Source organism: Pseudomonas sp. P108 (genome assembly GCF_032613195.1).
GTDB lineage: Bacteria > Pseudomonadota > Gammaproteobacteria > Pseudomonadales > Pseudomonadaceae > Aquipseudomonas.
In genome coordinates this window covers 6,554,351-6,577,941 of record NZ_CP126691.1, presented here as the reverse complement: position 1 = coordinate 6,577,941, position 23,591 = coordinate 6,554,351, and the positions used below count along the sequence as shown (strand labels likewise).

Annotated in this window: 22 protein-coding genes; 8 read left to right on the top strand and 14 right to left on the bottom strand. The window is 59.2% G+C overall.

Annotated features, from left to right (window positions below):
• Positions 1-16: 16 nt before the first annotated feature.
• A complete protein-coding gene (gene cls / locus QOM10_RS29245) occupies positions 17-1,456 on the bottom strand; it encodes a cardiolipin synthase (RefSeq protein WP_127930306.1) in 1,440 nt (479 codons plus the stop codon).
• 131 nt (positions 1,457-1,587) lie between these two features.
• Between cls and QOM10_RS29240 the strand changes: the two genes are divergently transcribed.
• On the top strand, positions 1,588-2,106 hold the full coding sequence (locus QOM10_RS29240) for a DUF3617 domain-containing protein (protein ID WP_034152149.1): 519 nt from the start codon (positions 1,588-1,590) through the stop codon (positions 2,104-2,106).
• A gap of 82 nt (positions 2,107-2,188) precedes the next feature.
• Here QOM10_RS29240 and QOM10_RS29235 read toward each other — a convergent pair whose 3' ends face one another.
• From QOM10_RS29235 to folE2, 6 genes are read right to left on the bottom strand one after another with little or no spacing between them, the layout of a single operon-like run.
• Positions 2,189-3,520 carry a dihydroorotase gene (locus tag QOM10_RS29235; RefSeq protein WP_316917349.1) on the bottom strand — a complete coding sequence of 444 codons (1,332 nt, stop codon included), beginning with the start codon at positions 3,518-3,520 and terminating at the stop codon, positions 2,189-2,191.
• Positions 3,521-3,523: 3 nt separating this feature from the next.
• Positions 3,524-4,084, bottom strand: a complete 561-nt coding sequence (locus tag QOM10_RS29230; RefSeq protein WP_122842141.1) for a carbonate dehydratase — start codon at positions 4,082-4,084, stop codon at positions 3,524-3,526.
• Entirely contained in the window at positions 4,081-4,956 is an 876-nt protein-coding gene (locus QOM10_RS29225; protein ID WP_316917348.1) for a metal ABC transporter substrate-binding protein, read from the bottom strand. The genes QOM10_RS29230 and QOM10_RS29225 overlap by 4 nt, the downstream gene beginning before the upstream one ends.
• An 11-nt stretch (positions 4,957-4,967) precedes the next feature.
• Positions 4,968-5,834, bottom strand: coding sequence for a metal ABC transporter permease (locus tag QOM10_RS29220; RefSeq protein ID WP_150774645.1), 867 nt, complete (start codon positions 5,832-5,834; stop codon positions 4,968-4,970).
• Positions 5,834-6,502 carry a metal ABC transporter ATP-binding protein gene (locus QOM10_RS29215; protein WP_150774646.1) on the bottom strand — a complete coding sequence of 223 codons (669 nt, stop codon included), beginning with the start codon at positions 6,500-6,502 and terminating at the stop codon, positions 5,834-5,836. The genes QOM10_RS29220 and QOM10_RS29215 overlap by 1 nt, the downstream gene beginning before the upstream one ends.
• Positions 6,499-7,395: a GTP cyclohydrolase FolE2 gene (gene folE2, locus QOM10_RS29210; RefSeq protein ID WP_150774647.1), complete on the bottom strand. Its 897-nt coding sequence runs from the start codon at positions 7,393-7,395 to the stop codon at positions 6,499-6,501. The genes QOM10_RS29215 and folE2 overlap by 4 nt, the downstream gene beginning before the upstream one ends.
• An 84-nt stretch (positions 7,396-7,479) precedes the next feature.
• On the opposite strand from folE2, the gene QOM10_RS29205 reads away from it, so the two are divergent.
• Positions 7,480-8,682 carry an N-acetylmuramoyl-L-alanine amidase gene (locus QOM10_RS29205; RefSeq protein WP_316917347.1) on the top strand — a complete coding sequence of 401 codons (1,203 nt, stop codon included), beginning with the start codon at positions 7,480-7,482 and terminating at the stop codon, positions 8,680-8,682.
• Here QOM10_RS29205 and QOM10_RS29200 read toward each other — a convergent pair.
• Positions 8,679-9,056, bottom strand: coding sequence for a glutamine synthetase (locus QOM10_RS29200; RefSeq protein WP_316917346.1), 378 nt, complete (start codon positions 9,054-9,056; stop codon positions 8,679-8,681). The two genes, QOM10_RS29205 and QOM10_RS29200, sit on opposite strands and share 4 nt — an antisense overlap.
• A 222-nt stretch (positions 9,057-9,278) precedes the next feature.
• On the opposite strand from QOM10_RS29200, the gene zigA reads away from it, so the two are divergent.
• On the top strand, positions 9,279-10,484 hold the full coding sequence (gene zigA, locus QOM10_RS29195; protein ID WP_150774650.1) for a zinc metallochaperone GTPase ZigA: 1,206 nt from the start codon (positions 9,279-9,281) through the stop codon (positions 10,482-10,484).
• Complete coding sequence (locus tag QOM10_RS29190) at positions 10,484-11,128, top strand: DUF1826 domain-containing protein (protein ID WP_150749888.1); 645 nt, start codon at positions 10,484-10,486, stop codon at positions 11,126-11,128. Before zigA ends, QOM10_RS29190 begins: the two co-directional genes overlap by 1 nt.
• A 4-nt stretch (positions 11,129-11,132) precedes the next feature.
• On the opposite strand, the gene QOM10_RS29185 is transcribed toward QOM10_RS29190, so the two are convergent.
• Entirely contained in the window at positions 11,133-11,489 is a 357-nt protein-coding gene (locus QOM10_RS29185; RefSeq protein ID WP_150749887.1) for an NADH:ubiquinone oxidoreductase, read from the bottom strand.
• A 29-nt stretch (positions 11,490-11,518) separates the two neighbouring features.
• On the opposite strand from QOM10_RS29185, the gene QOM10_RS29180 reads away from it, so the two are divergent.
• On the top strand, positions 11,519-12,484 hold the full coding sequence (locus QOM10_RS29180) for a CobW family GTP-binding protein (RefSeq protein ID WP_160042400.1): 966 nt from the start codon (positions 11,519-11,521) through the stop codon (positions 12,482-12,484).
• A gap of 6 nt (positions 12,485-12,490) precedes the next feature.
• On the opposite strand, the gene QOM10_RS29175 is transcribed toward QOM10_RS29180, so the two are convergent.
• Positions 12,491-12,904: a DUF3301 domain-containing protein gene (locus QOM10_RS29175; RefSeq protein WP_122593228.1), complete on the bottom strand. Its 414-nt coding sequence runs from the start codon at positions 12,902-12,904 to the stop codon at positions 12,491-12,493.
• 117 nt (positions 12,905-13,021) lie between these two features.
• On the opposite strand from QOM10_RS29175, the gene pdxY reads away from it, so the two are divergent.
• On the top strand, positions 13,022-13,894 hold the full coding sequence (gene pdxY / locus QOM10_RS29170; RefSeq protein ID WP_127930294.1) for a pyridoxal kinase PdxY: 873 nt from the start codon (positions 13,022-13,024) through the stop codon (positions 13,892-13,894).
• 118 nt (positions 13,895-14,012) lie between these two features.
• Here pdxY and QOM10_RS29165 read toward each other — a convergent pair whose 3' ends face one another.
• The gene (locus QOM10_RS29165) at positions 14,013-14,495 is read right to left on the bottom strand and encodes an acyl-CoA thioesterase (protein ID WP_003229693.1); all 483 of its coding nucleotides are present in this window, start codon (positions 14,493-14,495) and stop codon (positions 14,013-14,015) included.
• Positions 14,496-14,774: 279 nt separating this feature from the next.
• Between QOM10_RS29165 and QOM10_RS29160 the strand changes: the two genes are divergently transcribed.
• Positions 14,775-16,538, top strand: a complete 1,764-nt coding sequence (locus QOM10_RS29160; protein ID WP_127930293.1) for a cation:proton antiporter — start codon at positions 14,775-14,777, stop codon at positions 16,536-16,538.
• A gap of 21 nt (positions 16,539-16,559) precedes the next feature.
• On the opposite strand, the gene QOM10_RS29155 is transcribed toward QOM10_RS29160, so the two are convergent.
• The 3 genes from QOM10_RS29155 to uvrD all read right to left on the bottom strand — a co-directional run bounded on the left by QOM10_RS29155 (position 16,560) and on the right by uvrD (position 20,461).
• Entirely contained in the window at positions 16,560-16,967 is a 408-nt protein-coding gene (locus QOM10_RS29155) for an SMI1/KNR4 family protein (protein ID WP_008078852.1), read from the bottom strand.
• A 138-nt stretch (positions 16,968-17,105) separates the two neighbouring features.
• Entirely contained in the window at positions 17,106-17,981 is an 876-nt protein-coding gene (locus QOM10_RS29150; protein WP_127930292.1) for a Tim44 domain-containing protein, read from the bottom strand.
• A gap of 296 nt (positions 17,982-18,277) precedes the next feature.
• Positions 18,278-20,461 (bottom strand): DNA helicase II, encoded by a 2,184-nt coding sequence (uvrD, locus tag QOM10_RS29145; RefSeq protein WP_003229685.1) that lies wholly within the window; start codon positions 20,459-20,461, stop codon positions 18,278-18,280.
• A 257-nt stretch (positions 20,462-20,718) separates the two neighbouring features.
• Between uvrD and QOM10_RS29140 the strand changes: the two genes are divergently transcribed.
• Complete coding sequence (locus QOM10_RS29140) at positions 20,719-23,589, top strand: EAL domain-containing protein (protein ID WP_316917345.1); 2,871 nt, start codon at positions 20,719-20,721, stop codon at positions 23,587-23,589.
• Positions 23,590-23,591: the final 2 nt, after the last annotated feature.

The following is a 23,591-nucleotide window of genomic DNA, read 5'->3' as shown; positions in this document are numbered from 1 at the left end:
TTTTTGGGAGAGGGTTTCAAAGGATCGGTGAAATAAGCCGGGCGATCCGCATGCCGACTTGTTGCAGGCGGTGGAGCTCCCGGCTTTCTTCTTTGGCGACTTCGTCGGCCAGCGCGAAGTCATCGATGAGCATGTGTTCCACGGCGGCGGAGAACTCACTGTCGACCGTCAGCAACATCACTTCGAAATTCAACCGGAACGAGCGGTTATCCAGATTGGCACTGCCGATCGCGCTGATTTCGCTGTCGATCAACACCACTTTCTGATGCAGAAACCCGGGACGGTAGCGGAACACTCGGACACCGGCGCGCACCGCTTCAAAGGCATAAAGGCTGGAAGCGGCGTAGACGATGCGGTGATCGGGGCGCGAGGGCAGCAGAAGACGTACATCAACACCGCGTAATACTGCCAATCGTAACGCTGCGAAGACGGCTTCATCGGGGATGAAATACGGGCTGGTGATCCACACTCTTTCCGTCGCCGCATGTATCGCTTCGACGAAGAACAGCGAGCAGGTTTCGTACGCATCGGCCGGGCCGCTGGCGAGCAGTTGGCAGAGTACGCCGTCTTCCGGGTATTCATCCGGCAGGATCAGCGGCGGCAGGGTGCGGGCGGCCCAGAACCAGTCTTCGGCAAAGGATTCCTGCATGCACGCGACCACCGGGCCGCGCACCTTCACATGGGTATCGCGCCACGGTGCCAGCGGTGGTTTTTCACCCATGTATTCATCGCCGACGTTATGCCCGCCGACAAAGCCGACCACGCCATCGACCACGACAATCTTGCGGTGGTTACGGAAGTTGACCTGAAAGCGGTTGAGCCAGCCGCTGCGCGTGGCGAAGGCTTTTACCTCGACGCCCGCATCGCGCAGCGTCTGCACATAGCTGTGGGGCAGGGCGTGGCTGCCGATGCGGTCGTAAAGCAGATGAATCGTTACGCCTTCCGCAGCTTTTTTCAGCAGCAGATCACTCAAACGTTGGCCGAGTCGATCATCGTGAATGATGAAAAACTGGATCAGCACCGCTTCTTTCGCTTGATCGATGGCGTGGAAAATCGCCTCGAACGTCGCCGTACCGTTCACCAGCAATTGCACTTCATTGTTCGCCAGGCATGGCATGCGCCCCAGTTTGGGCATCGCCCGTAACGAGGCGTAGGCATTGGACGCGCGCGCGGTGAGGGCTTCTTCCACCCAAGGGCGCCAGTTCAGTTCGGAGATGGCCTGACGCATTTGTTCGTTGGCCTGGCGCCGCGCCTTGATGTAACCATCAAAGGTGCTGCGGCCGAACACCAGGTACGGAATAAGCGTGAGGTAGGGAATGAAGATCAGCGACAATGCCCAGGCGATCGAGCCTTGAGCTGTGCGCACGGTGAGCACCGCGTGAATCGCGGCGATCAAGCCGAGGGTGTGTATCAGGGCGATCAGATAACCGAAAATGTGCGGTCCAAAATAATCCATGGGGCAGCCTTGCTCCGGAAGATTCAATGCTTAACAGACCATGTTCTGTCGCGATTGTCGCTATTTAATTGGTGCATGAACCGAAGCAATCGGCCGACGTCTAACGGCCACTACTGATCAGGAGTTTTTCGATGAACGTTCGTCTGCTGGGTTTGGCGCTGGGCCTGGGTTTGGCATTGCCGGTGGTTGCGCAGGCGCAGATGCTGCAGCCGGGGCTGTGGGAAATGACATCGAGCAACGTCAAGGTCGATGATCAGCCGATGGATGTGCAATCGATCCTCGGTCAACTGCAAGGGCAGATGACCCCGCAACAGCGCGCAGCGCTGGAGAAGAACGGGATCAATATTGGCGGCAAAGGCATCCGCGCTTGCCTGACGCCAGAGCAGGTGGCGACCAACGATATTCCGTTGGCCGACCCGCAATCGGGCTGCAAACAGCAGATCACCGATCGCACCGGTAACCAGTGGAAGTTCCGCTTCAGTTGCCCGAAAGCGCAGGGTACCGGCGTGGCGACGTTCCTCAGTGATCGCGAGTTCACCACCGTGGCCAATGGCACGTTCAATGCGATCGGGATCAACCAGAAGGGCAGTCTGGAGACGCGTGCAGTTTGGTTGGGTCAGGATTGCGGCGCTGTGAAGCCAAGAGCCTAAAAGCTTCGCGAGCAAGCTCACTGCCACAGGGAAATGCGTTCCAATTGTGGGAGCGAGCTTGCTCGCGAAAGCGTCCTCAAGCTCAGCGCATAAACCTCAGCGCCAACCCCCGACACGCCTCATTCACCCGCCCATCCCGCCAAGCAATCTGCCCCGACACAATCGTCGTGCTCACCCGATGCCGAAAGCTGCGTCCGGCAAACGGCGTCCATCCGCACTGCGACAGAATGGGTTGCCGATCGACCTCCAGCGTCTGCGCTTCAACCAGCACCAGATCCGCCCAATACCCTTCCCGTAAATAGCCCCGATCCGGAATCGCAAACAGGTCCGCGACGCGATGGCTGGTCTTCGCCACTAGCGTAGTGATTGGCAAAACCGTGTCCGCGACCAGTTCCATCAATGCCGGCAAGGCATGCTGCACCAGTGGCAACCCCGAAGGCGCCTCAGCGTAAGGCCGCTGCTTTTCCTCCCAGGTATGCGGCGCATGATCGCTGCCAACAACGTCCAGCCGATCGCTGTTCAATGCTTCGCGCAGTGCGTCGCGATCCGCTTGGGTTTTGATCGCCGGGTTGCATTTGATCAGGTTGCCGAGCTTTGGATAGTCGCGATCATCGAACAACAAATGGTGCAGACAGACTTCAGCGGTGATGCGTTTCTGCGCCAATGGTGTGTCCTCGAACAACGCCAGTTCACGCGCGGTGGTCATGTGCAAAACATGTAGGCGGGTGCCGTGACGTTTTGCCAGTTCCACCGCCAGTGATGAGGATCGATAACACGCCTCGGCATTGCGAATAAGCGGGTGGGCGGCGGGCGGAATACGATCGCCGAACAACTCACGCAGATTGGCCGCGTTGGCATCGATGCTTGGCGTGTGTTCGCAGTGCGCCAGCAGGATGGTCGGCACCTCGGCGAACAGTCGCTCAAGGATCTGCGGATCATCGACCAGCATGTTGCCGGTCGAGGCGCCCATAAACACTTTCACCCCGGCCACTTCACAGGGATTGAGCGCGGCTACCGTGTCGAGGTTGTCCCGGCTCACGCCAAAGTGAAAGCCGTAATTGGCCACCGAGTTGATCGCCGCCCGACGCTTTTTATCCGCCAGCGCTTCGAGGGTAAGGGTGGCCGGGTTGGTGTTGGGCATGTCCATGAAGCTGGTGATGCCACCGGCAACCGCCGCACGCGACTCGGTGTGAAGGCTGCCCTTGGCTGGCGCACCTGGTTCACGGAAATGCACCTGGTCATCAATCATTCCGGGAAGCAGCCATTGACCGTTCGCGTCGATTTCCACTTTGGCGTTTTCACCTTCGATGCTGCGCGCAATCTTGACGATGCGTCCATTGCTGACCAACAGATCTGCGTCGAACTCACGCCCTTCGTTGACCAGCCTTGCGTTGCGAATCAGCACGCTGCTCATGGCTCAGAACTCGTTCTGCAAGGCTTTGTAGCCGCGCACCAGATCGACGTTGGTGCGCGCCACGTCTTCGGAAAACTCCGAGGCGCTGACACTCACTGGCGGGAATAACGAGAGGTCGGTGTTCGGGCCGATGCGGGTGGTGGAGGGCACATAGAAGGCGTCCGGTAAATCGCGACCATCGACCACCGAGTTGTGCCGCACCACGCAACCGTTACCTACAACACAGTTGAACAGCACGCTGTTGAAACCGATGAACACGCGGTCGCCGACCACGCACGGGCCATGCACGATTGAGCGGTGGGCGATCGAGCTGAATTCGCCGATGGTCACCGCCGCACCGGATTTTGAGTGGATCACCACGCCGTCCTGAATGTTCGAATTGGCGCCGATGGTGATCGGCTCCATCTCGCCCGAGGCATCCACTTCGTCGGCGCGGATCACCGCGTAGGGGCCGACGAAAACGTTTTCGCCAATCACCACTTTGCCGCAGATGATCGCGGTTTTGTCGACGTAAGCCGACTCGGCGATTTGCGGCAAATCGCCTGAAGGATTCTTGCGGATCATGGTCGGCTCAGCGCGTTGTAAAGGGTGTTGAGGTTGTATTCGAACAGGCCGGTGAAGGTGCTGGCCGGGCCACTGGCGGCGAGGGCGTCGGAGTACAAGGTGCCGCCGATGTGCGCGCCGCTTTCATCAGCGATCTGCTTGAGCAGACGCGCATCTTTGATGTTTTCCATGAACACCGCTTTGACTTTGGCCTGACGAATCTGGGTGATCAGCGCAGCGACTTCGGCGGCCGAGGGTTCACGCTCGGTGGACAAACCTTGCGGCGCCATAAAGTCGATGCCGTAGGCCTGACCGAGATAACCGAATGCGTCGTGGCTGGTGACGATCTTGCGATTGCCCGGCGGCAGCGAACCGAGCTTGGTTTTTGCTTCGGCGAGCAGGGCGTAGATCTGCTTCAGATAGGCCTGGCTGTTGCGTTCGTAGTCGGCCTTGTTCGCCGGGTCGGCTGCGATCAGCGCCTTGGTGATGTTGGCAATGTACAGCTCCGTGTTCGCCAGATTATGCCAGGCGTGCGGGTCGGGAACGGTTTCGCCATCCTCGTCCAGTGAGCGCGGAATCACGCCATGACTGGCACTGATGACGGTGGCTTTGGTCTCGGTGCTGCTCACCAGTCGATCCAGCCATGGCTCGAAACCGAGGCCGTTTTTGATGATCAGCCTGGCGCCGAGTAATGCTTTGGCATCGTCCGGTGTCGGCTCGTAGGTGTGCGCGTCGGCGTCCGGGCCGACCATGTTGGTGATCTGGATATGCTCGCCGCCGACCTGATGCACCATGTCGCCGAGAATGCTGAAGCTGGTCACCACCGGTAATTTTTCCGCCGCCGACAATGACATCGACAGCATCAGGCTGAACAACACGAGTAGAACGCGCATCGGGAAACACCTCATTGGGATGTAAGCAAAGGCGGGCGGCGCAGGAGACCGTGAACCGGCCCGAACACCACCGACAGCAGATAACCGACGCCGGCGACCAGCACGATGGCCGGTCCGCTTGGCAGCGAGTAGTAGAACGAAAGCAACAAGCCAAACCACACCGAGAGGCAACCGATGATGGCGGCGATGCCAATCAGGATCGGCAGTCGACGGCTCCAGAACCGCGAGGCAGCGGCGGGGAGCATCATCAACCCGACCACCATCAGCGCGCCGATGGCCTGGAAGCCGATCACCAGATTGAGCACCACCAGGGTCAGGAATACGCCGTGGGCGAGTGGGCCGAGGCGGCTGACGGTTCTCAGGAACAGCGGGTCGAGGGTGTCGAGCAGCAGCGGTTTGTAGATCAGTGCCATGGCGATCAGGCTGAATCCCGAAACCCATAACATGCCGGTGAGGGTCGGGCCGTCGACGGCCAATGCCGAGCCAAACAGCAGGTGAAGCAGGTCGAGACGTTTGCCGGCGATGCCCAGAATCAGCACACCGCTGGCGAGGGATATTGGGTAGATCGCGGCGAGGCTGGCGTCTTCGCGTAGACCGGTTCGGCGGGTGATCCACGCCGCGAGCCCGGCCATGCTCAGACCCGCGCCGAGGCCGCCGAGTGTGAGTGCAGGCAGACTCAGTCCGGCAAACCAGAATCCTAATGCGGCGCCAGGAAGGATGCCGTGGGCGACGGCGTCACCGATCAGGCTCATCCGTCGCAGGATCAAAAACACGCCGAGTGGTGCCGTGCTGCATGCCAAGACCAGTCCGCCAAGGAGGGCACGTCGCATGAACAGGAACTCATTGAACGGTTGCCACAAGTGGGTGACGGTGACCATCAGGCCACCTGCGTGTGAGGGGGTTGCCGGATCAGTTCGACGCTGGCGCCGTACACGCATTCGCGGTTTTTGATCAGCAAGGTTTGCGGGATGTGTTGGCGCACGGCGCAGAGGTCATGGCAGACCACGACGATTGTTCGACCTTCGTTATGCCAGGTGTGGATGTGCTGCCAGAGCAATTGTTGGCCGAGCTCATCGAGGGCGGCATGGGGTTCGTCGAGGAGCAGAACCGGAGCGTCGGTCAAACTCAGGCGGGCGAGCAGGGCACGTTGTAGTTCGCCGCCGGAGAGGGCCATGAGCGGGCGGTGTTCGAGTCCGCTCAGGTGCCAGTTTTCCAGTGCATCTTTCAGGCGTTGTGCGCGCAGTTGGGTTGAGAGTCGACGTCCCCAGAAACCGGCGGCGATCAGTTCTTCGAGGTTGATGGGGAACTGGCGGTCGAGATGTTGTTGCTGGGGGAGGAATGACAATCCGCTTTGACGTGGAACACTCAGGGAGGCTTTGCCTGCCAGTGGTTTTTGCAGCCCGGCGATGACCTTCAAGAGGCTGCTTTTGCCGCAGCCGTTGGCGCCGATGATTGCTGTTAGGCTGCCGCTTTCGAGTTCTAGATTCAGGGGCGTGGTCAGCGGTTGACCGGGAGCGCCCCAACTCAGGGATTGGCAGCGGATCATGCTTGCTCACGCTGCCAGTGGCTTTCGGCGACGGCGTCGTGGGCGTGCAGGCTTTCGGCGTGGATCACTCGCAGATGGAACTGGTTAACGCCGGGTGTGCGGCGAAGTGCGAGATTCAATCGGCGCACGGCGTCTTCGCAGAACATCAGATTCTGTCCATTCGCCAAGGCGAAGGCTTGCTCGTCCGCGCGTTTTACTGCGGTTTGTACGGCGGTGCCGAGGGCCGCTTCGGCGTCATTGATGATCACGCTAAGCGGTAATTCGTCGATGAACTCGTCGAGGTGCAGATGCAATTGTGCAGTGCTGCGTTGGCTGTGAGGCGTGGCGACGATGCCTTGAGTCGAGCCAAGCCAAGCGAGAACGTCTGCATGCTGAAGGGGTTTGTTGGCGAAGTCGTCGACGAATTGTTGCTGAATTAATTGCCGGGCCAATGCCGCGGAACACGGGCAAGTCGAGGAGTAGGGCACTTCGATGTTGAGTTCCACGTGGAACATCTTGTTTTTCAGACTGGCTGAAATCGTCGCGGGATAGGATTTCCATCCGGCCAGTGGACTGATTAGTGCTGGTCTTTTCAGCAGTAGATCGGTGCGGATATTCAGGTAGGCACAGTGGGATAAACCTTCGTGGCTATCCAGAAAACGTTTGAGTACCTGGTGCAGCAGAGCAGGGGAAAGACTCTCCTGTTCGAGCGCTTCCAGGGCCAGATAGAGTCGCGACATGTGAATCCCGCGAGCTTCGCCGTCATCCAGACTCACCCCCGCATCAGCCTTTGCGCTCACGCGTTGGCCTTCCAATAAAACAGGTAACGCGATGCCGTGCATGCCCACCCATTCGAGGGGCAAGGCTTGGCGAGCGGATTGCGCAGCGATATCCGGAAGTGTCAGCGAATTCATGTTCGGAACCATCGTGTTGATTGAAATGAATGTTACATTATAACAATACAGATCACGATGCTTTTTTCATGAACAGGCTTTCATATGCACAGACGCCATTTGCTCAATCTGATTCTCGCCAGCGCGGCCTTCGCCCTTCCGTTCAGTGTTTCGGCCACGCAAATTCGCAACGCACGGCTTTGGCGTTCTGAGGAAAAGCTGCGATTGGTCTTCGATTTAAGTGGCCCGGTGCGATACAAAACCTTCACGCTCAGCGCTCCAGAACGGCTGATAATCGATGTGTCCGGCGCAGATCTGAGCGGCGATTTCAGTCAGTTGGCTCTGAATGGCACGGTGATCCGCTCGATTCGATCCGGGCCTTTTGGTCAGGGAGACACGCGGATTGTTCTCGACCTGAGCAATCCAGTGCTGCTTAACAGCTTTCTTTTGGCGCCCCAGGATGGCCAGAGTCATCGGCTGGTTCTGGATTTAGTCAGTGCGAAAGCAGCGCCAGAGATCCCAATGGTTCCACGTGAAACACCCAGAATCAGCGCTCACCCCAAGCGCGACATCATCGTAGTCGTCGATCCAGGACACGGTGGGAAGGATCCCGGTGCGGTCGGCGCGAAGGGTGAGCGGGAAAAAGATGTGGTGCTTTCCATTGCTCAGCTACTCGCCAAACGCCTGAAAAAAGAGAAAGGATTCGACGTGAAACTGGTGCGCAATGACGACTTCTTTGTGCCCTTGCGTAAACGCGTAGAGATCGCCCGTCAGCACAAGGCAGACATGTTTATCTCGGTGCATGCCGATGCAGCGCCAAGGCTGACAGCTTCTGGAGCGTCTGTGTATTGCCTGTCTGAAGGTGGCGCGACATCGGCGACGGCGCGTTTTATGGCGCAGCGTGAGAACGGCGCTGACCTGCTCGGCGCTACCAGTTTGCTCAACCTCAAAGACAAAGATCCAATGCTTGCCGGGGTGATTCTCGACATGTCGATGAATGCGACCATTGCCGCCAGTCTGCAACTGGGCAACACGGTGCTGGGCAGTCTGGCGGGCATCACCACTCTGCATCAGAAGCGTGTGGAACAGGCCGGATTCGCCGTGTTGAAGTCGCCGGATGTGCCGTCAATTCTGGTAGAAACCGGCTTCATTTCCAACGTTCACGACAGTCAGCGGCTGGTAACCGCGCGGCATCAACAGGCTGTCGCGGATGGTTTGTTTGAGGGTTTGCAGCGTTATTTTGAGAAAAACCCACCGATCGACAGCTATCTTGCCTGGCGACAGGAGCAGCTAAAGGCGCAGGTCTAGCAGCCCACAATTCGACTGCAAGTGAATTTCGCGCTGCTGCCGCCCGAGCTGGAGAAGCGATTGATAGTCGTCCAGCCGACGCGTCGGGTGTAACCAACCCAGGCCTCACCGTCAGAGGCAATCCCGGTGAAGAACGTCAATTGGCCGAAGCGGCTGTTGGTTTGCGCCCAATAACGCTGCCCAGCCTTTTCAAACCCGCGCAGATAAAGCGTGCTGCCGACAGTGTTGACGCTATACGTATTGCCCTCGGCATCGACGCAGGCAAGCAGGTTGGCGCTGCGGGTGCAGCTTGCCAGCGCCGGAAACTGCGCCCACGTATTGCCCGCCACCATTAATCCAAGGCTCAACAACGAGCATTTCAGCGCAGTTTTCATTAGCAATTCCGGGTGTGGGATGGGCTCAGCTTCCTGCTGTTTATCGCTCAGGACAAGGGCAGGGCTGGTTTATCTGGAGTGTTATACTATAACATAAACAACTACTGAGCCTGAGCGGGCCGATTTCAAGTGTTTACCTTCAGCGAAGCCCTCGCATGAAGCGCCAAGACGCCAAGCGCTGGTAAAAGCGCCAATCGGCTGCCTTCATAAGAGGATTATCCAATGTCAGCCGAATTGCCCGTCACCGTACTTTCCGGATTTTTAGGCGCCGGAAAAAGTACACTTTTGAATTACGTACTACGTAATCGAAATGGTCTTCGCGTCGCTGTCATCGTCAATGATATGAGCGAGATCAACATTGATGGCAGCGAAGTCCAGCGTGATGTCAGCCTTAACCGTGCAGAAGAAAAAATCGTCGAAATGAGCAACGGTTGTATCTGCTGTACGTTACGCGAAGACTTGCTCGAAGAAGTCAGCAAGCTCGCCCGTGAAGGTCGCTTCGATTATCTGCTCATCGAATCCACCGGCATCTCCGAGCCGCTGCCGGTCGCAGAAACCTTCACTTTTCGTGATGAACACGGACAAAGCCTCTCCGACATCGCCCGTCTCGACACCATGGTCACTGTCGTCGACGGGGTGAATTTCCTCCCGGACTACCAGGCGGCTGAAAGCCTCGCCTCCCGTGGCGAAATTCTCGGCGAGGAGGACGAGCGCTCCATCACCGACCTGTTGATCGAGCAGATCGAGTTCGCCGACGTGCTGTTGATCAGCAAGATCGACCTGATCAGCCAGGCCGAGCGTGAGGAATTGATCGCCATTCTCAAACGCCTCAATGCGCAAGCCGAAATCATCCCGATGGTCATGGGTGAGGTGCCTCTGGAGAAGATCCTCAACACCGGTCGCTTCGATTTCGAGAAAGCCGCGCAGGCACCGGGCTGGCTGCAGGAGTTGCGCGGTGAGCACGTGCCGGAAACCGACGAGTACGGCATCGCCTCCACCGCCTATCGCGCGCGCCGACCCTTTCACCCGCAACGCTTTTTCAGCTTCATCGACCGTCCGTGGCTGAACGGCAAGCTGCTGCGTTCCAAAGGGTTCTTCTGGCTCGCGAGCAAACCCACAGACGCTGGTAGCTGGTCGCAGGCTGGCGGCCTGATGCGCCACGGTTTTGCCGGACGCTGGTGGCGTTTTGTGCCGAAGAACCAATGGCCACAAGATCAGCAAAGCACCGCCGCGATCATGGAAAACTGGACGCCGAGCGTAGGAGACTGCCGGCAGGAACTGGTGTTCATCGGTCAGAACATCGATTTCCTACAGCTTTCAGAGGAACTGGATGACTGCCTGCTCACTGATGAAGAAATGGCGCTCGGCGTAGAGGGCTGGCGATTGCTGGCGGATCCGTTTGGCCCTTGGCATGAAGAGGCTGCCTGATGCTCGCGCTCAAACTGCTGCAAAACCGCACGCGTTATCAGCACCAAGGACCGACTCCAAAGACGCTGACGCGAATTCTGGATGACGACACCAACCTTGCCGTCTGGCAGCGACAATTGCCGTTGCACATCAGCGATTTCGCTCAATTGCTTCTGTCGCTCAACGAACCGTTGGGCCAATCGCTATGCCTGGAGCTGCCGCACGAGGACGCTGAGCCTGACCTGACCGGTTTGGCTTCAGGTTTCCGTGATCTGGAAGGCTATGAAGGCTTCATCGCCGACCTGAAATGGCTGGTCAGCGCCTTCGCCTGTTTGCTGGGAGCCAAGCGCATCGGACTGCGCCTGCGGGTGCTCGATAAAGCCATGTGCCCGCGCTTCCACGTTGATCATGTGCCGGTGCGGCTGATCACCACCTACGCCGGCGTCGGCAGCCAATGGCTCAAGGAAGGCGCGATGGATCGCCAGCAACTGGGGCAGGCGAACGCTGAACCCCAAGCGCAAATACAGCAACTCAAGAGCGGCGACGTCGCCTTACTGAAAGGCGAGAAATGGCACGGTAATGAAGGTTTCGGTCTGATTCACCGTTCGCCGCAACCGGCCGCAGGCGAGCGTCGTCTGATACTGACCCTCGACTGGCTCGGTTGACGCCTCAAGGCTTGAGCCACGAGCCTTGGCTCTGGCCTTCGCAATACGGTTTCAAATACGCCGCATCGGTGGCGACCCCGTAATAGTGGATGTCCTGGCGATAAGGCATATTGGCGACTTGCGCGTTGCTGCACACGCCAAACGCGCCGTTCGGGCATTGATCGACGTATTGCACCTCGACTTTTTGCCCGGCCAGGGTTGGCTGGCAGAAGCCGTCGTTGAACAGTTTTTCAGGAATATTGCGGTTTTGCTGGCAGACTTTGACGTCGAGTCGCTCGCCCTGACTGTGCACTACGCAGGCCTGAGCCCACGCTTCGCTCGACAGCAGCGTCAACAGCAACGACCATCCCATCCAACGCATCTTTGCATCTCCCAAGAAAGCTTCCCGCCATGTTGCAGAACATTCCTACCCATGTCATTGCTGGCCCTTTGGGCGCCGGCAAGACCAGCCTGATTCGTCAACTGATGGCTCAGCGGCCGGCTGGCGAGCGCTGGGCGGTGCTGATCAACGAGTTCGGCCAGATCGGCCTCGATGCCGCGCTGCTGACCAACGACGCCGATGGTATCGCACTGGGCGAAGTGGCCGGGGGGTGCCTGTGTTGCGTCAATGGCGCGCCGTTTCAGATCGGCCTTGGGCGTTTGCTGCGCAAAGCCAAGCCTGATCGACTGTTTATCGAACCGTCCGGGCTGGGGCATCCGGCGCAGTTGCTCAAGCAATTGAATGAGGCGCCATGGTCAGGCGTGCTGGCGGTGCAGCCATGTGTGCTGGTGCTGGATGCGCAGGCGCTCGAGGCTGGCAAAGCATTGCCGGCGGCACAGCAGGAAGCGTTGCCCAGTGCGGGCTTGCTGCTGTTGAACAAGGCTGAAAACCTTGATGAAACGGCGAGGCAGAAAATTATCAGTCAGTTGCCTTCAGTCAGACGGATCTGGACGCAACAGGCGCAGTTGCCTCTGAGTGAACTGCCGGGCTTGGCTGCGCATGCGTTGAAAGGAGTGGATAACCTGGCGGTGCCCCGAGGATTGGGACAAATGCCGGCCGTCTGGAGCGCTCCGACGGTGCCGATTTGCCTGAGTCAGGCGCAGGAGGGTGGTTGGAGCATTGGTTGGCGTTGGCATCCGGGCCAGACGTTCGACAAGCAACGCATTGCCGACTGGCTAACTGGCCTTAATTGGAAAAGAGCGAAACTGGTTATCCACAGCACGGAGGGCTGGGTGTCTGCGAATGCTCTGGATAATACCAAGCTGATTTGGCAGGCCAGCGAATGGCGTAAAGATTCGCGAATCGAACTGATCTTCGTCGATCCGCAAAATATTGATCAATTGCAGGCAGGTCTGGCGCGATGCCGAACCCAGTGATTCAGCTCAAGGCTTCCACTTCGTGTGTTCCTGCCGCCACTGACTCAGCTCGATGACTTCTGCCCGTGGCCTCTGCACTTCGACCACTGGCGGCGTATCGTCGAACGGTGCCGGGTAGGGCGCGAGTTCGATCTGCGCACTGTGCGCACCAAACTGGGTGATGGTGCCGTTATGCCGGGTTTCGCCGGTCACGGTGAATTCGAAGTTGTACACCCGCGCCAGTCGTCGGCGACCGTTGGCGTCCTTGATGAAACCGATCTTCTTCAGCGCGACGTTGCCATCGAGCAATTCGACCCGTACGTTCAGGCAATGCTGTTTGACCCGCTCCAGTGCGCGTTCGCGCAAGCCGTGGTTGTGCCACAGCCATGCGCCGGCAGCGGCAAACAGCATCAGCACAAAGATGTTTTCCAGGGTCAGCATCAACATCGAACTCCAAAAGATAGCGTCAGCTTAACTGCGTCGCCGGTCTGTCGTACAGGCTGCGTTTCGTCGCATACTGCGCGGCTTGAATTTCAATCGTTTTACGGAATGACCCGAATGAAACGTACGCCTCATCTGCTCGCCATTCAGTCCCACGTCGTGTTCGGCCACGCCGGTAACAGCGCGGCGGTTTTTCCGATGCAGCGGGTCGGGGTCAACGTCTGGCCGCTCAACACCGTGCAGTTTTCCAACCACACTCAGTACGGCCAATGGGCCGGCGAAGTGCTGGCGCCGCAGCAGATTCCCGAGCTTGTCGAAGGTATCGCTGCAATTGGCGAGCTGGGCAACTGCGATGCGGTGCTGTCCGGTTACCTCGGCAGCGCGGCGCAGGGACGAGCGATTCTCAGCGGCGTCGAGCGCATCAAGGCAGTCAACCCGAAGGCGCTTTACCTGTGTGATCCGGTGATGGGCCACCCGGAGAAGGGCTGCAGCGTACCGACCGAGGTTAGCGACTTCCTGCTGGAAGAGGCGGCGGCCATGGCGGACATCATGTGTCCGAACCAGTTGGAACTGGACAGCTTTTCCGGGCGCAAGCCGCAGTCGCTATTCGATTGTCTGGCGATGGCGCGGTCGCTACTGGCGCGCGGACCGAAAGCGGTATTGGTCAAGCATCTGGATTATCCGGGCAAACCGGCGGATGGCTTCGAGATGCTGCTGGTAACGGCTGAAGGCAGCTGGCATCTGCGTCGTCCGTTACTGGCGTTTCCCCGTCAGCCGGTGGGCGTGGGTGACCTGACGTCCGGCCTGTTTCTGGCGCGGGTGCTGTTGGGCGACAGTCTGGTGGCGGCGTTCGAATTCACGGCGGCGGCGGTGCATGAGGTGCTGCTGGAAACTCAGGCGTGCGCCAGTTACGAGCTGCAGCTGGTGCGGGCGCAGGATCGGATTGCACATCCGCGGGTGAAGTTCGAGGCTACTGCAATCAGTCTTTAAGACTGTGCTGCCCCCATTCGCGAGCAGGCTCGCTCCCACATTTGAAATGCATTCATCTGTGGGAGCGACGGTGCGACGATTCGACCTGCTCGCGAACGCGGTCTGAGCGCTACAAAGATCAGGCGTCGCCCTTGATCTCCTGATAGCGCTTTTCCAGCTCCTGACGAATCTGCCGACGCTGCTGCGCCTGCATATAACGACGCTTGTCTTCACTGTTCTGCGGTTGCAGCGGCGGCACGGCGGCCGGTTTGCGCTGGTCATCCACCGCCACCATGGTGAAGAAGCAGCTGTTGGTGTGGCGCACCGAACGCTCGCGAATGTTTTCGGTGACGACTTTGATGCCGACTTCCATCGACGTGTTGCCGGTGTAGTTGACCGAGGCGAGGAAGGTCACCAGTTCGCCGACATGAATCGGTTCGCGGAAAATCACCTGATCCACCGACAGCGTCACCACATAGCGGCCGGCGTAACGGCTCGCGCAGGCGTAGGCCACTTCGTCGAGGTATTTGAGCAGGGTGCCGCCGTGGACATTGCCAGAGAAGTTGGCCATGTCGGGGGTCATCAGTACCGTCATCGACAGCTGGGCGTTTCCGGGTTCCATAACGTTCTCACGGATCAAGGCTGATTTCTGGAAGCACCTCTACGGGTGCCTGGTCGCTTTTCGAAAGCACCGTTATCGGGACGCCGGGCGACTGGCCGCCGTCACGCCGGAATCGATCTGTTTCCATATATTGCACCGCCTTCCAGGCGGAAGTCGCGGTGTTAACCTGCAAAAGCCCCTCTCAAGGGCAATTCCCACACGAAAAGCGGATTTTTACTTCGCTCGCTCAGAGTTTTCTGACGTCTGACTGCGAGCCTCGTCATTCAAGGAGCCCACGCCATGCATGCCATCAGTTTTATTCAGGATCTGGCAGTGATCATGTTGGTCGCGGGTGTGGTGACCGTGTTGTTCCACCGTTTCAAGCAACCGGTGGTGCTCGGCTACATCGTCGCCGGTTTCATCATCGGCCCGCACACGCCGCCGTTCGGCCTGATCCACGACGAAGAAACCATCAAGACCCTCGCCGAGCTGGGGGTGATTTTCCTGATGTTCTGCCTGGGACTGGAGTTCAGCCTGCGCAAGCTGTTCAAGGTGGGTGCCACGGCGTTTATTGCGGCGTTCCTCGAAATTGTCCTGATGATCTGGATCGGCTATGAAATCGGCCGCTGGTTCGACTGGAACACCATGGACTCGCTGTTCCTCGGCGCGATTCTGGCGATCTCCTCGACCACCATCATCGTCAAAGCGCTCAATGATCTGAAGATGAAGAACGAGCGCTTCGCGCAGTTGATTTTCGGCGTCCTGATCGTCGAAGACATCCTCGGCATCGGCATCATCGCGCTGCTATCCAGCATTGCTGTCAGCGGTACGGTCAGCTCCGGTGAGGTGTTCTCCACTGTCGGCAAACTCTCGTTGTTCATGATCGTCGCGCTGGTCATTGGCATCCTGCTGGTGCCGCGCCTGCTGGCTTATGTGGCCAAATTCGAAAGCAACGAAATGCTCCTGATCACCGTGCTGGGCCTGTGTTTCGGCTTCTGTCTGCTGGTGGTCAAGCTTGAGTACAGCATGGTGCTCGGCGCCTTCCTGATCGGCGCGATTATGGCCGAGTCGCGGCAGTTGCTTAAAATCGAACGCCTGATCGAGCCGGTTCGTGATCTGTTCAGTGCGATCTTCTTCGTTGCCATTGGCCTGATGCTCGACCCGATGATTCTTCTCGAATACGCGTGGCCGATCGCGGTGATTACCGTCGCCGTGGTGCTGGGCAAGATGTTGTCCTGCGGCCTCGGTGCGTTTATCGCCGGTAATGACGGACGTACCTCACTGCGCGTGGGGATGGGGCTGTCACAGATTGGCGAATTTTCCTTCATTATCGCCGCGCTGGGCATGACCTTGCAGGTCACCAGCAACTTCCTCTATCCGGTCGCCGTGGCGGTGTCGGTGATTACCACGCTGCTGACGCCGTATCTGATCCGTGCGGCGGATCCGCTGTCGATCAAGCTGTCGGCGGCGGTGCCCAAGCCTCTTGGCCGAGTGCTGGGCATGTACGGCGAATGGTTACGCAGCATTCAGCCGCAAGGTGAGGGTGCGATGCTGGCTTCGATTATCCGCAAGATCTTGCTGCAGGTCGGGGTCAATCTGGCGCTGGTGATTGCGATCTTCTTTAGCGGAGCATTCTTCGCCGAGCGCCTCTCGACCTGGCTGCAGGACTGGATTGCCGACCCGAGTTGGCAGAAGGCGTTGATCTGGGGTGGGGCGCTGCTGGTCTCGCTGCCGTTCTTGATCGCGGCCTATCGCAAGCTCAAGGCACTGTCGATGCTGCTGGCGGAAATGGGCGTGAAGCCAGAGATGGCCGGGCGGCACACGCAGCGAGTGCGCCGGGTGATCTCCGAAGTGATCCCGATTCTCTCGCTGCTGGTGATTTTCCTGCTGTTGGCAGCCTTGTCGGCCAGTATCTTGCCGACCAACAAGTTGCTGATGCTGATCGCCGTGGTCGCTGCCGCCGTGGCGGCGCTGCTCTGGCGCTGGTTCATCCGTGTGCACACGCGGATGCAGGTGGCGCTGCTGGAAACCCTCGACAACCACAAGGAGTCGTCGGGGCACTGATCATCCTGGGCGTTGGGTCGATCAGCTTTCCAGCCAGACGTCCCGCGCCCAGTGCCACACCGATTCCCAGGACTCTTCGGTGATCAGCTCTTCTTCGCCGGACCACAGCACCACGGTGCCGTCTTCTTCGACGCAGTAGTAGTTCTCACCGTCCTGGCAGATCGGGATCAGGTCACGTGGTACGCCGATGTCCCATGCATTGGCCGCGACATCCGGCAAATAGGTGTGCGATTGCGGGTCGGTGACAGTCACCGGCTCGAGGCTGCCGTAAACCACGTCGCTGACGGTCAGCAAAAATTCTTTGAAGACGAACGGAATATTGATGAACAGTTCTTCTTCGACTTCCACCAGTTGGTCTTCGTCAGGCAATTCCAAAGGAACCGGCACGGGTTCGTTGGCTTCACGCAGTTGTTCGATGATTTCTTCCACGTCCGGGATCCTCTTGCTTGAATGGCGCGGTTTATATGGGCCGGTTTATACAGTAGCTCGCTATAGATGCAACCGCGAAATAGAAAACCCCAGCCGAGGCTGGGGTTTTTATTACCGCAAGTTAAGCGTAGTGAGGGATCAGCCGTTCTGGCGGATACCGGCAACCAGCCAAGGCTGGTTCTCGCCCTGCGGACGTTCCATGTTCCAGCTTTCGCTGAACACTTCGCCCTGATCGAAGCGCGAAGACTTCGACACACCGCTGAAGGTCAGGGTGGCGATGGTCTTGTCGGCACGGTCATCCACGCCATCCAGTTGTACCTGGAGGTTGTCGATGTAGGTCGACTGGAACGCATCGCCCAGATCCGCACGCTCACGCTTGAGGAACTCGAGCATTTGCGGGGTCACGAACTCGGCGATCTTGTCCATTTCGTTGGCGTCCCAGTGCTGCTGCAGCGACTGGAAATGGCTGCGTGCAGCTTCAAGGAAGTTCTGCTCGTTGAACCAGGCTGGCGCGTTGATCACCGGACGAGCGGCAGCAGGCGCAGCCGAACCGCCGAAAATCGAACCCATGGCAGCAGGCTTCTGCTCGAACGCTTCACGCTGCATCGGCGCGCCGGCCGGAGCGAATTGCTCCTGCTGCTTGCGTCGACGTGCGGCAATGAAGCGGAAGATCACGAATGCGATCACAGCCATGATCAGGATGTCGAAGATCTGCATGCCTTGGAAGCCGCCGCCCATGAACATGGAAGCGAGCAGGCCACCAGCGGCGATACCGGCCAGAGGGCCGAGCCATTTCGAAGCACCACCGGCCTTGGCGGCAGCGCCAGCGGCACCGGCAGCACCAGCGGTCGCAGCTGCGCCGCCTACGCCTGGAGAAGAAGGAGCCATCTGGCTGGTCTGGTGCGTCGGCGCAGCGCCGGCGCTTTTGCCACCACCAAAGCGCTTGGCGTTGGCGTCGAGGCTCATCGTCAGGCCGATGCACAACGCCATGGCGATGCTAAGAAAACGTTTCATAAAGGGAATTCCCGTTTGTGGAGACACGCGCGCCATGTTGCACAGCTGAAGTGTTACTGGCTAGCGAGAGAGTGTTTCGGGCTTTTGCCTGACAGGTTGAGTTCAGCTTCGCGAGGCAATCAGCCTATGTACTTTTGTCTGTAGGAAAAGGCGATAGGTTCAGCGGGATTGTTAGTCAGAACACCGAACCCTGTGGGAGCGAGCCTGCTCGCGAAAGCTGCACCGCGGTCTATCAGATCAATCGCGGTGATTTCATTCGCGAGCAGGCTCGCTCCCACAGTAAAGCTAAATCGGCGTCAGATCGCTTCCAGCTTGGCGTAACCGAGCATCAGCCACTTGCTGCCTTCGCTGAAGTTCACCTGCACCCGCGCCTGCGCACCGGCGCCCTCAAAGTTGAGGATCACACCGTCGCCAAAGATCGAATGGCGTACCGCCTGACCGAGGCTGAAACCCGTTTCCGGAATCTCGCTGCCGCTGAACAGATTGCTGCCGCTCATCGACTGATTGCCGCCGAACGGACGGCTGACGCTGTTCGACAAGCGCACTTCCTGAATCAGGCCTTTCGGCACTTCACGTACGAAACGCGAGACCTTGTTGTAGGTTTCGCTGCCGTACAGGCGTCGGGTTTCCGCATAGGTCATTACCAGATTCTGCATCGCCCGGGTAATGCCGACGTAGGCCAGGCGGCGTTCTTCCTCAAGACGTCCTGGTTCTTCCAGGCTCATCTTGTGGGGGAACAGGCCTTCTTCCATGCCCACGAGGAACACGTAAGGGAATTCCAGGCCTTTGGCGCTGTGCAGGGTCATCAGCTGAATGCTGTCTTCGTGCTCGTCAGCCTGAGTGTCGCCGGCCTCCAGCGAAGCATGGCCGAGGAACGCCGCCAGTGGCGTCAGTTCTTCGTCTTCTTCAGTGTTCTCGAAGTTGCGCGCGGCGCTGACCAGTTCCTCAAGGTTTTCTACCCGGGCCTGGCCTTTCTCGCCTTTTTCCGCTTCGTGATAAGCAATCAGACCGGATTGCTCGATGACGGTTTGCGTCATCAGGTGCAGCGGCATTTCCATGCACTTGGCGGCGAGGTTTTCGATCAGTTCGATAAACGCACCCAGGGCACCGGCCGCACGACCGGTCAGGCCTTTGTTGGCGACCAGTTGGCGCATCGCTTCCCACATCGACACATCGCTGTGGCGTGCGTGATCACGGATGGCTTCGACAGTTTTCTCGCCGATGCCACGGGCGGGCACGTTGATTACGCGTTCCAGCGCTGCATCGTTGCCGCGGCCTTCGAGCAAACGCAGGTAGGCCATGGCGTTCTTGATTTCCGCACGCTCGAAGAAGCGCTGACCACCATAGATGCGATACGGAATGCGTTCGCGCAGCAAAGCTTCTTCCAGAACGCGTGATTGGGCGTTGGAGCGGTACAAAATCGCGATATCGCTGCGTGCCAAGCCGGTTTTCAGCGCGCTTTCGATGGTTTCGACAACGTAGCGCGCTTCGTCGTGTTCGTTGAACGCGGCGTACAGATTGATCGCTTCGCCATCACCGCCGTCGGTCCACAGCTCTTTGCCGAGACGACCGGTGTTATTGGCGATCAAGGCGTTGGCAGCCTTGAGGATACCGGCGGTGGAGCGGTAGTTCTGCTCCAGACGAATGGTCACCGAATCCGGGAAGTCAGAGGAGTACTGATGAATGTTCTCGATCTTCGCGCCGCGCCAGCCGTAAATCGACTGGTCGTCGTCGCCGACCACCATCAGGCTGTCGCCGCCCTTGCCGAGCAGGCGCAACCAGGCGTACTGCACGGCGTTGGTATCCTGGAACTCGTCCACCAGAATGTGGCGGAAGCGCTTCTGGTAGTGCGCCAACAGGCCCGGATGATCGCGCCACAAGTCGAGTGCGCGCAGCAGCAGTTCGGAGAAGTCGATGACGCCGGCACGCTGGCACGCCGCCTCGTAGGCTTCGTAAATGCCGCGCATGGTCGCCAGATACAGATCGCCGCTGGCCTGAATGTGTTGCGGACGCAGACCTTCGTCTTTCTGGCCGTTGATGAACCACTGTGCCTGACGGGCCGGCCAGCGTTGTTCGTCCAGACCCAGCTCGCGGATCACCCGCTTGACCAGCCGTTGCTGGTCGTCGCTGTCGAGAATCTGGAAGGTCTGGCTCAGGCCCGCTTCCTGCCAGTGCGCCCGCAGCAAGCGGTGCGCGAGGCCGTGGAAGGTGCCGACCCACATGCCGGCCGGGTTGATCCCCAGCAACTGCTCGATGCGATGACGCATCTCGGCAGCGGCCTTGTTGGTGAAGGTCACCGACAGGATGGAGTGGGGCGAGGCGTTTTCGACCTGGATCAACCAGGCGATACGGTGCACCAGCACTCGGGTTTTACCGGAACCGGCGCCGGCCAGGACCAACTGACGGCCAACGGGGGCTGCTACGGCCTGGCGTTGGGCATCGTTGAGGGAATTCAGCAGAAGGGAGAGATCATCGCGCATCGGGGCATTCTAGGGTGCGCCGCAGGCCCGGGCAAACCGAGCTTTGCATTAGCCGATGAAACTCCTGTCGATGACGACCGGTCGGTCACTGCCTACAGGCATCGGCCCGCCGCGCTCCAAGGGTTTGGCCGGTGGCAAAGGACGGAAAAGTTTCACTGAAATTATGATCTGGGGCAGTTTGGCAACGGGATCGGCTTGTGTATGCTCCGTCCACGTTTCGGGCGCACGCCCTCCTTATAAGAACAAGAACGTTGCCCATGACCCTCAGCGCCGAACTGTCGGGCCCCTCCGTGGAACCCCGGGTTATCCGCAAGCACTATGCCGTCGAAATGGCGGTCGAGCGCACGCGCCTGCTGTATCAGGGCTCGTTATTGCCCACCCTGTTCATGTTGATCAATGGTCTGGTCTGCGCCGCTTTGCTCTGGAGCCCGCAGCGCTACTTTGTGGTCAGCGTCTGGCTGGTGTGGTTGCTGTCGCTGGTGGCGTTGCGGGTGATTCAGGTCGCAGCATTCGACTCGGCAATCCCTGACCGGCAGGCACAACCGATCTGGCGGCGGATGTTTCTGCTGGGTTCGACCATGACCGGCCTGACTCTGGCCGGCGCCGGAATTGCGCTGGTGCCCGCCGACAACTTTATGCAGCAAGCCTGGGTGTTCGGCCTGATCGGCGCCGCGACTCTGTCGGCCAGCGTTGCCTACGCGGTGAGCCTGCCGGCGTTCCTGTCGTTTACCTTGCCCTGTCTGTTGCCGGCGATCGGCTATCTGTTCTGGGGCGGCGACGAGCAGGCGCGTGGCTGGGGCTGGCTCGGGCTGATTCTGCTTGGCTCGCTGAGTGTGGTCGCGTGGCAGGTCAATCGCCTGATCGATCGCGGCTTGCTGCGGCGCTTTCAGAATCAGCACTTGATCGAACACCTGCAACAGACGCAATCGCGCAGCGAGCAGCTCAATCAGGAACTGGCCAGGGAAATCGATCAGCGCCGCTGCGCCGAGGGCAAATTGCGCGAAGCCCAGGTAGAACTCGAAAACCGCGTCGCCCAGCGCAACCGCGAGCTGGACGCGGCCAATCAGGCCTTGAGCAAAAGCGAGGCACGGCTGGCACTGGCGTTGAAAGCCAGTGAGTTGGGTCTGTGGGACTGGAACCTGCAAACCGACGAAGTCCACCACACGCAGATTCAGGAACTGTTCGGCCTCGCTCCGGAATACGTCACGGCGCTGTTGCGCGACCTCAAGCCACGTCTGCACCCCGACGATGTGCCGACGCTAAAATACGCGTTGATCGAGCATTTGAAGGGGCGCACCGAGGACTATCAGATCGAATACCGCGTGCGTCACAGCGATGGCCACTGGGTGTGGATCGAAGACCGTGGCCGCGCGGTAGAACGCAGCGACAGCGGTCGGGTGATTCGCATGGTCGGCACCCGTCGCGACATTAGTGCCAGTAAAAGCCTTGAAGAGCAGCAGCGACTGGCGGCGACGGTGTTCGAAGCGGCCAGTGAAGGCATCGTGATTCTCGACCCGAACTACGCGCTGATCGCGATCAATCAGGCGTTCAGCCGGGTCACCGGTTACGACATCGAGGACATGCTCGGGCGCAACGTCGTCGAGTTACCGTGCAGCCGTGATGCCCGCCGCCATTACGTGGCGATCCGTCATGCACTGGAGCAGCACGGCAGTTGGCAGGGCGAACTGGTGGAGACGCGCAAGAACGGCGAGTTGTACCCGCAGTGGCTGCAACTGAATGCAGTGCGTGATGGTCGGGGAAATGTCAGTCATATCGTCGGCTTCTTCGCCGATCTGTCAGCACGCCGCGAATCCGAAGAGCGCATGCGTTACCTGACCCATTACGACGAACTGACTGGGTTGGCCAACCGCTCACTGTTTCGCGAACGCCTGCATGAAGCGCATCAGCGCTCCCGTCAGGGCCGGCGCAGTCTGGCGCTGCTGCACATCAATCTGGATCGTTTCAAATTGCTTAACGACAGTCTTGGCCATGAGATTGCCGACCAGTTACTGCAGAAAATGGCGCGCCGCTTGGTCAACGCCTTGCCAGAAGCCGACACCATCGCCCGCTTGTCCGGTGATGAGTTTGCAGTGCTGTTCGATGCCTATGGCAACCTGTCGAGTCTGGCCCGGGTCGCCACGCGCCTGTCGAGCAAATTGCGCCTGCCACTGACAGTCGAGGGGCATGAACTGGTGGTCAGCGCCTCGATGGGCATCAGCATGCTGCCGGACAATGCCCGGGAGATTTCTGCGTTGGTCAGTCAATCGAACATGGCCATGCAACACGCCAAGCACTTGGGCGGCAACAACTTCCAGTTTTACACCGACAGCCTTCAGGCCAGCACCCTTGAGCGCTTGCAACTGGAAAACCAGCTGCGCAAGGCCATTGAAGACAAGCAACTGAAAGTGTTCTATCAGCCCAAACTGTGTCTGGAAACAGGGCGCTTGAATGCGGCGGAAGCGCTGGTGCGCTGGGATCACCCGACCATGGGGCGAGTGCCGCCGGGGGATTTCATCGGGCTGGCCGAGGAGACCGGTCTGATCGGCCCGATCGGCGAATTCGTCCTGCGTCAGGCGTGCTGGCAGGCCTGCGAATGGCAGCGTCAGGGCCTTGCGCCGATCCGTGTTTCGGTGAACCTGTCGGTGCATCAATTGCGGCAGGGCAAGCTGGTCAGTCTGGTGCGCCAGGTGCTCGAGGAAACCGGGCTGGCGCCGCACTACCTCGAGCTGGAGCTGACCGAAAGCCAGTTGCTCGATAGCGTCGAACATATCATCGCGACCTTCCAGCAGTTGCGTGATCTGGGGGTGAAACTGGCCATCGATGACTTCGGCACCGGCTATTCGTCGCTGAGTTACCTCAAGCGCATTCCGGTGGATTACGTGAAGATCGATCAGGCCTTCATTCGCGGGTTGGGTGAGGGCAGTGAAGACGCGGCGATCACCCGCGCAATCATTGCCATGGCGCATGGCTTGTCGCTGAAGGTGGTCGCCGAAGGCGTCGAGCGGCAAGAGCAGCTGGAATTTTTACGCGCCGAGCGTTGTGATGAAGTTCAGGGCTATCTGATCAGCCGGCCCGTGGAGGCTGACAGTCTGGCCGGGCTTTTGCGCGATCAGGAAAAACCGCTTTAAGG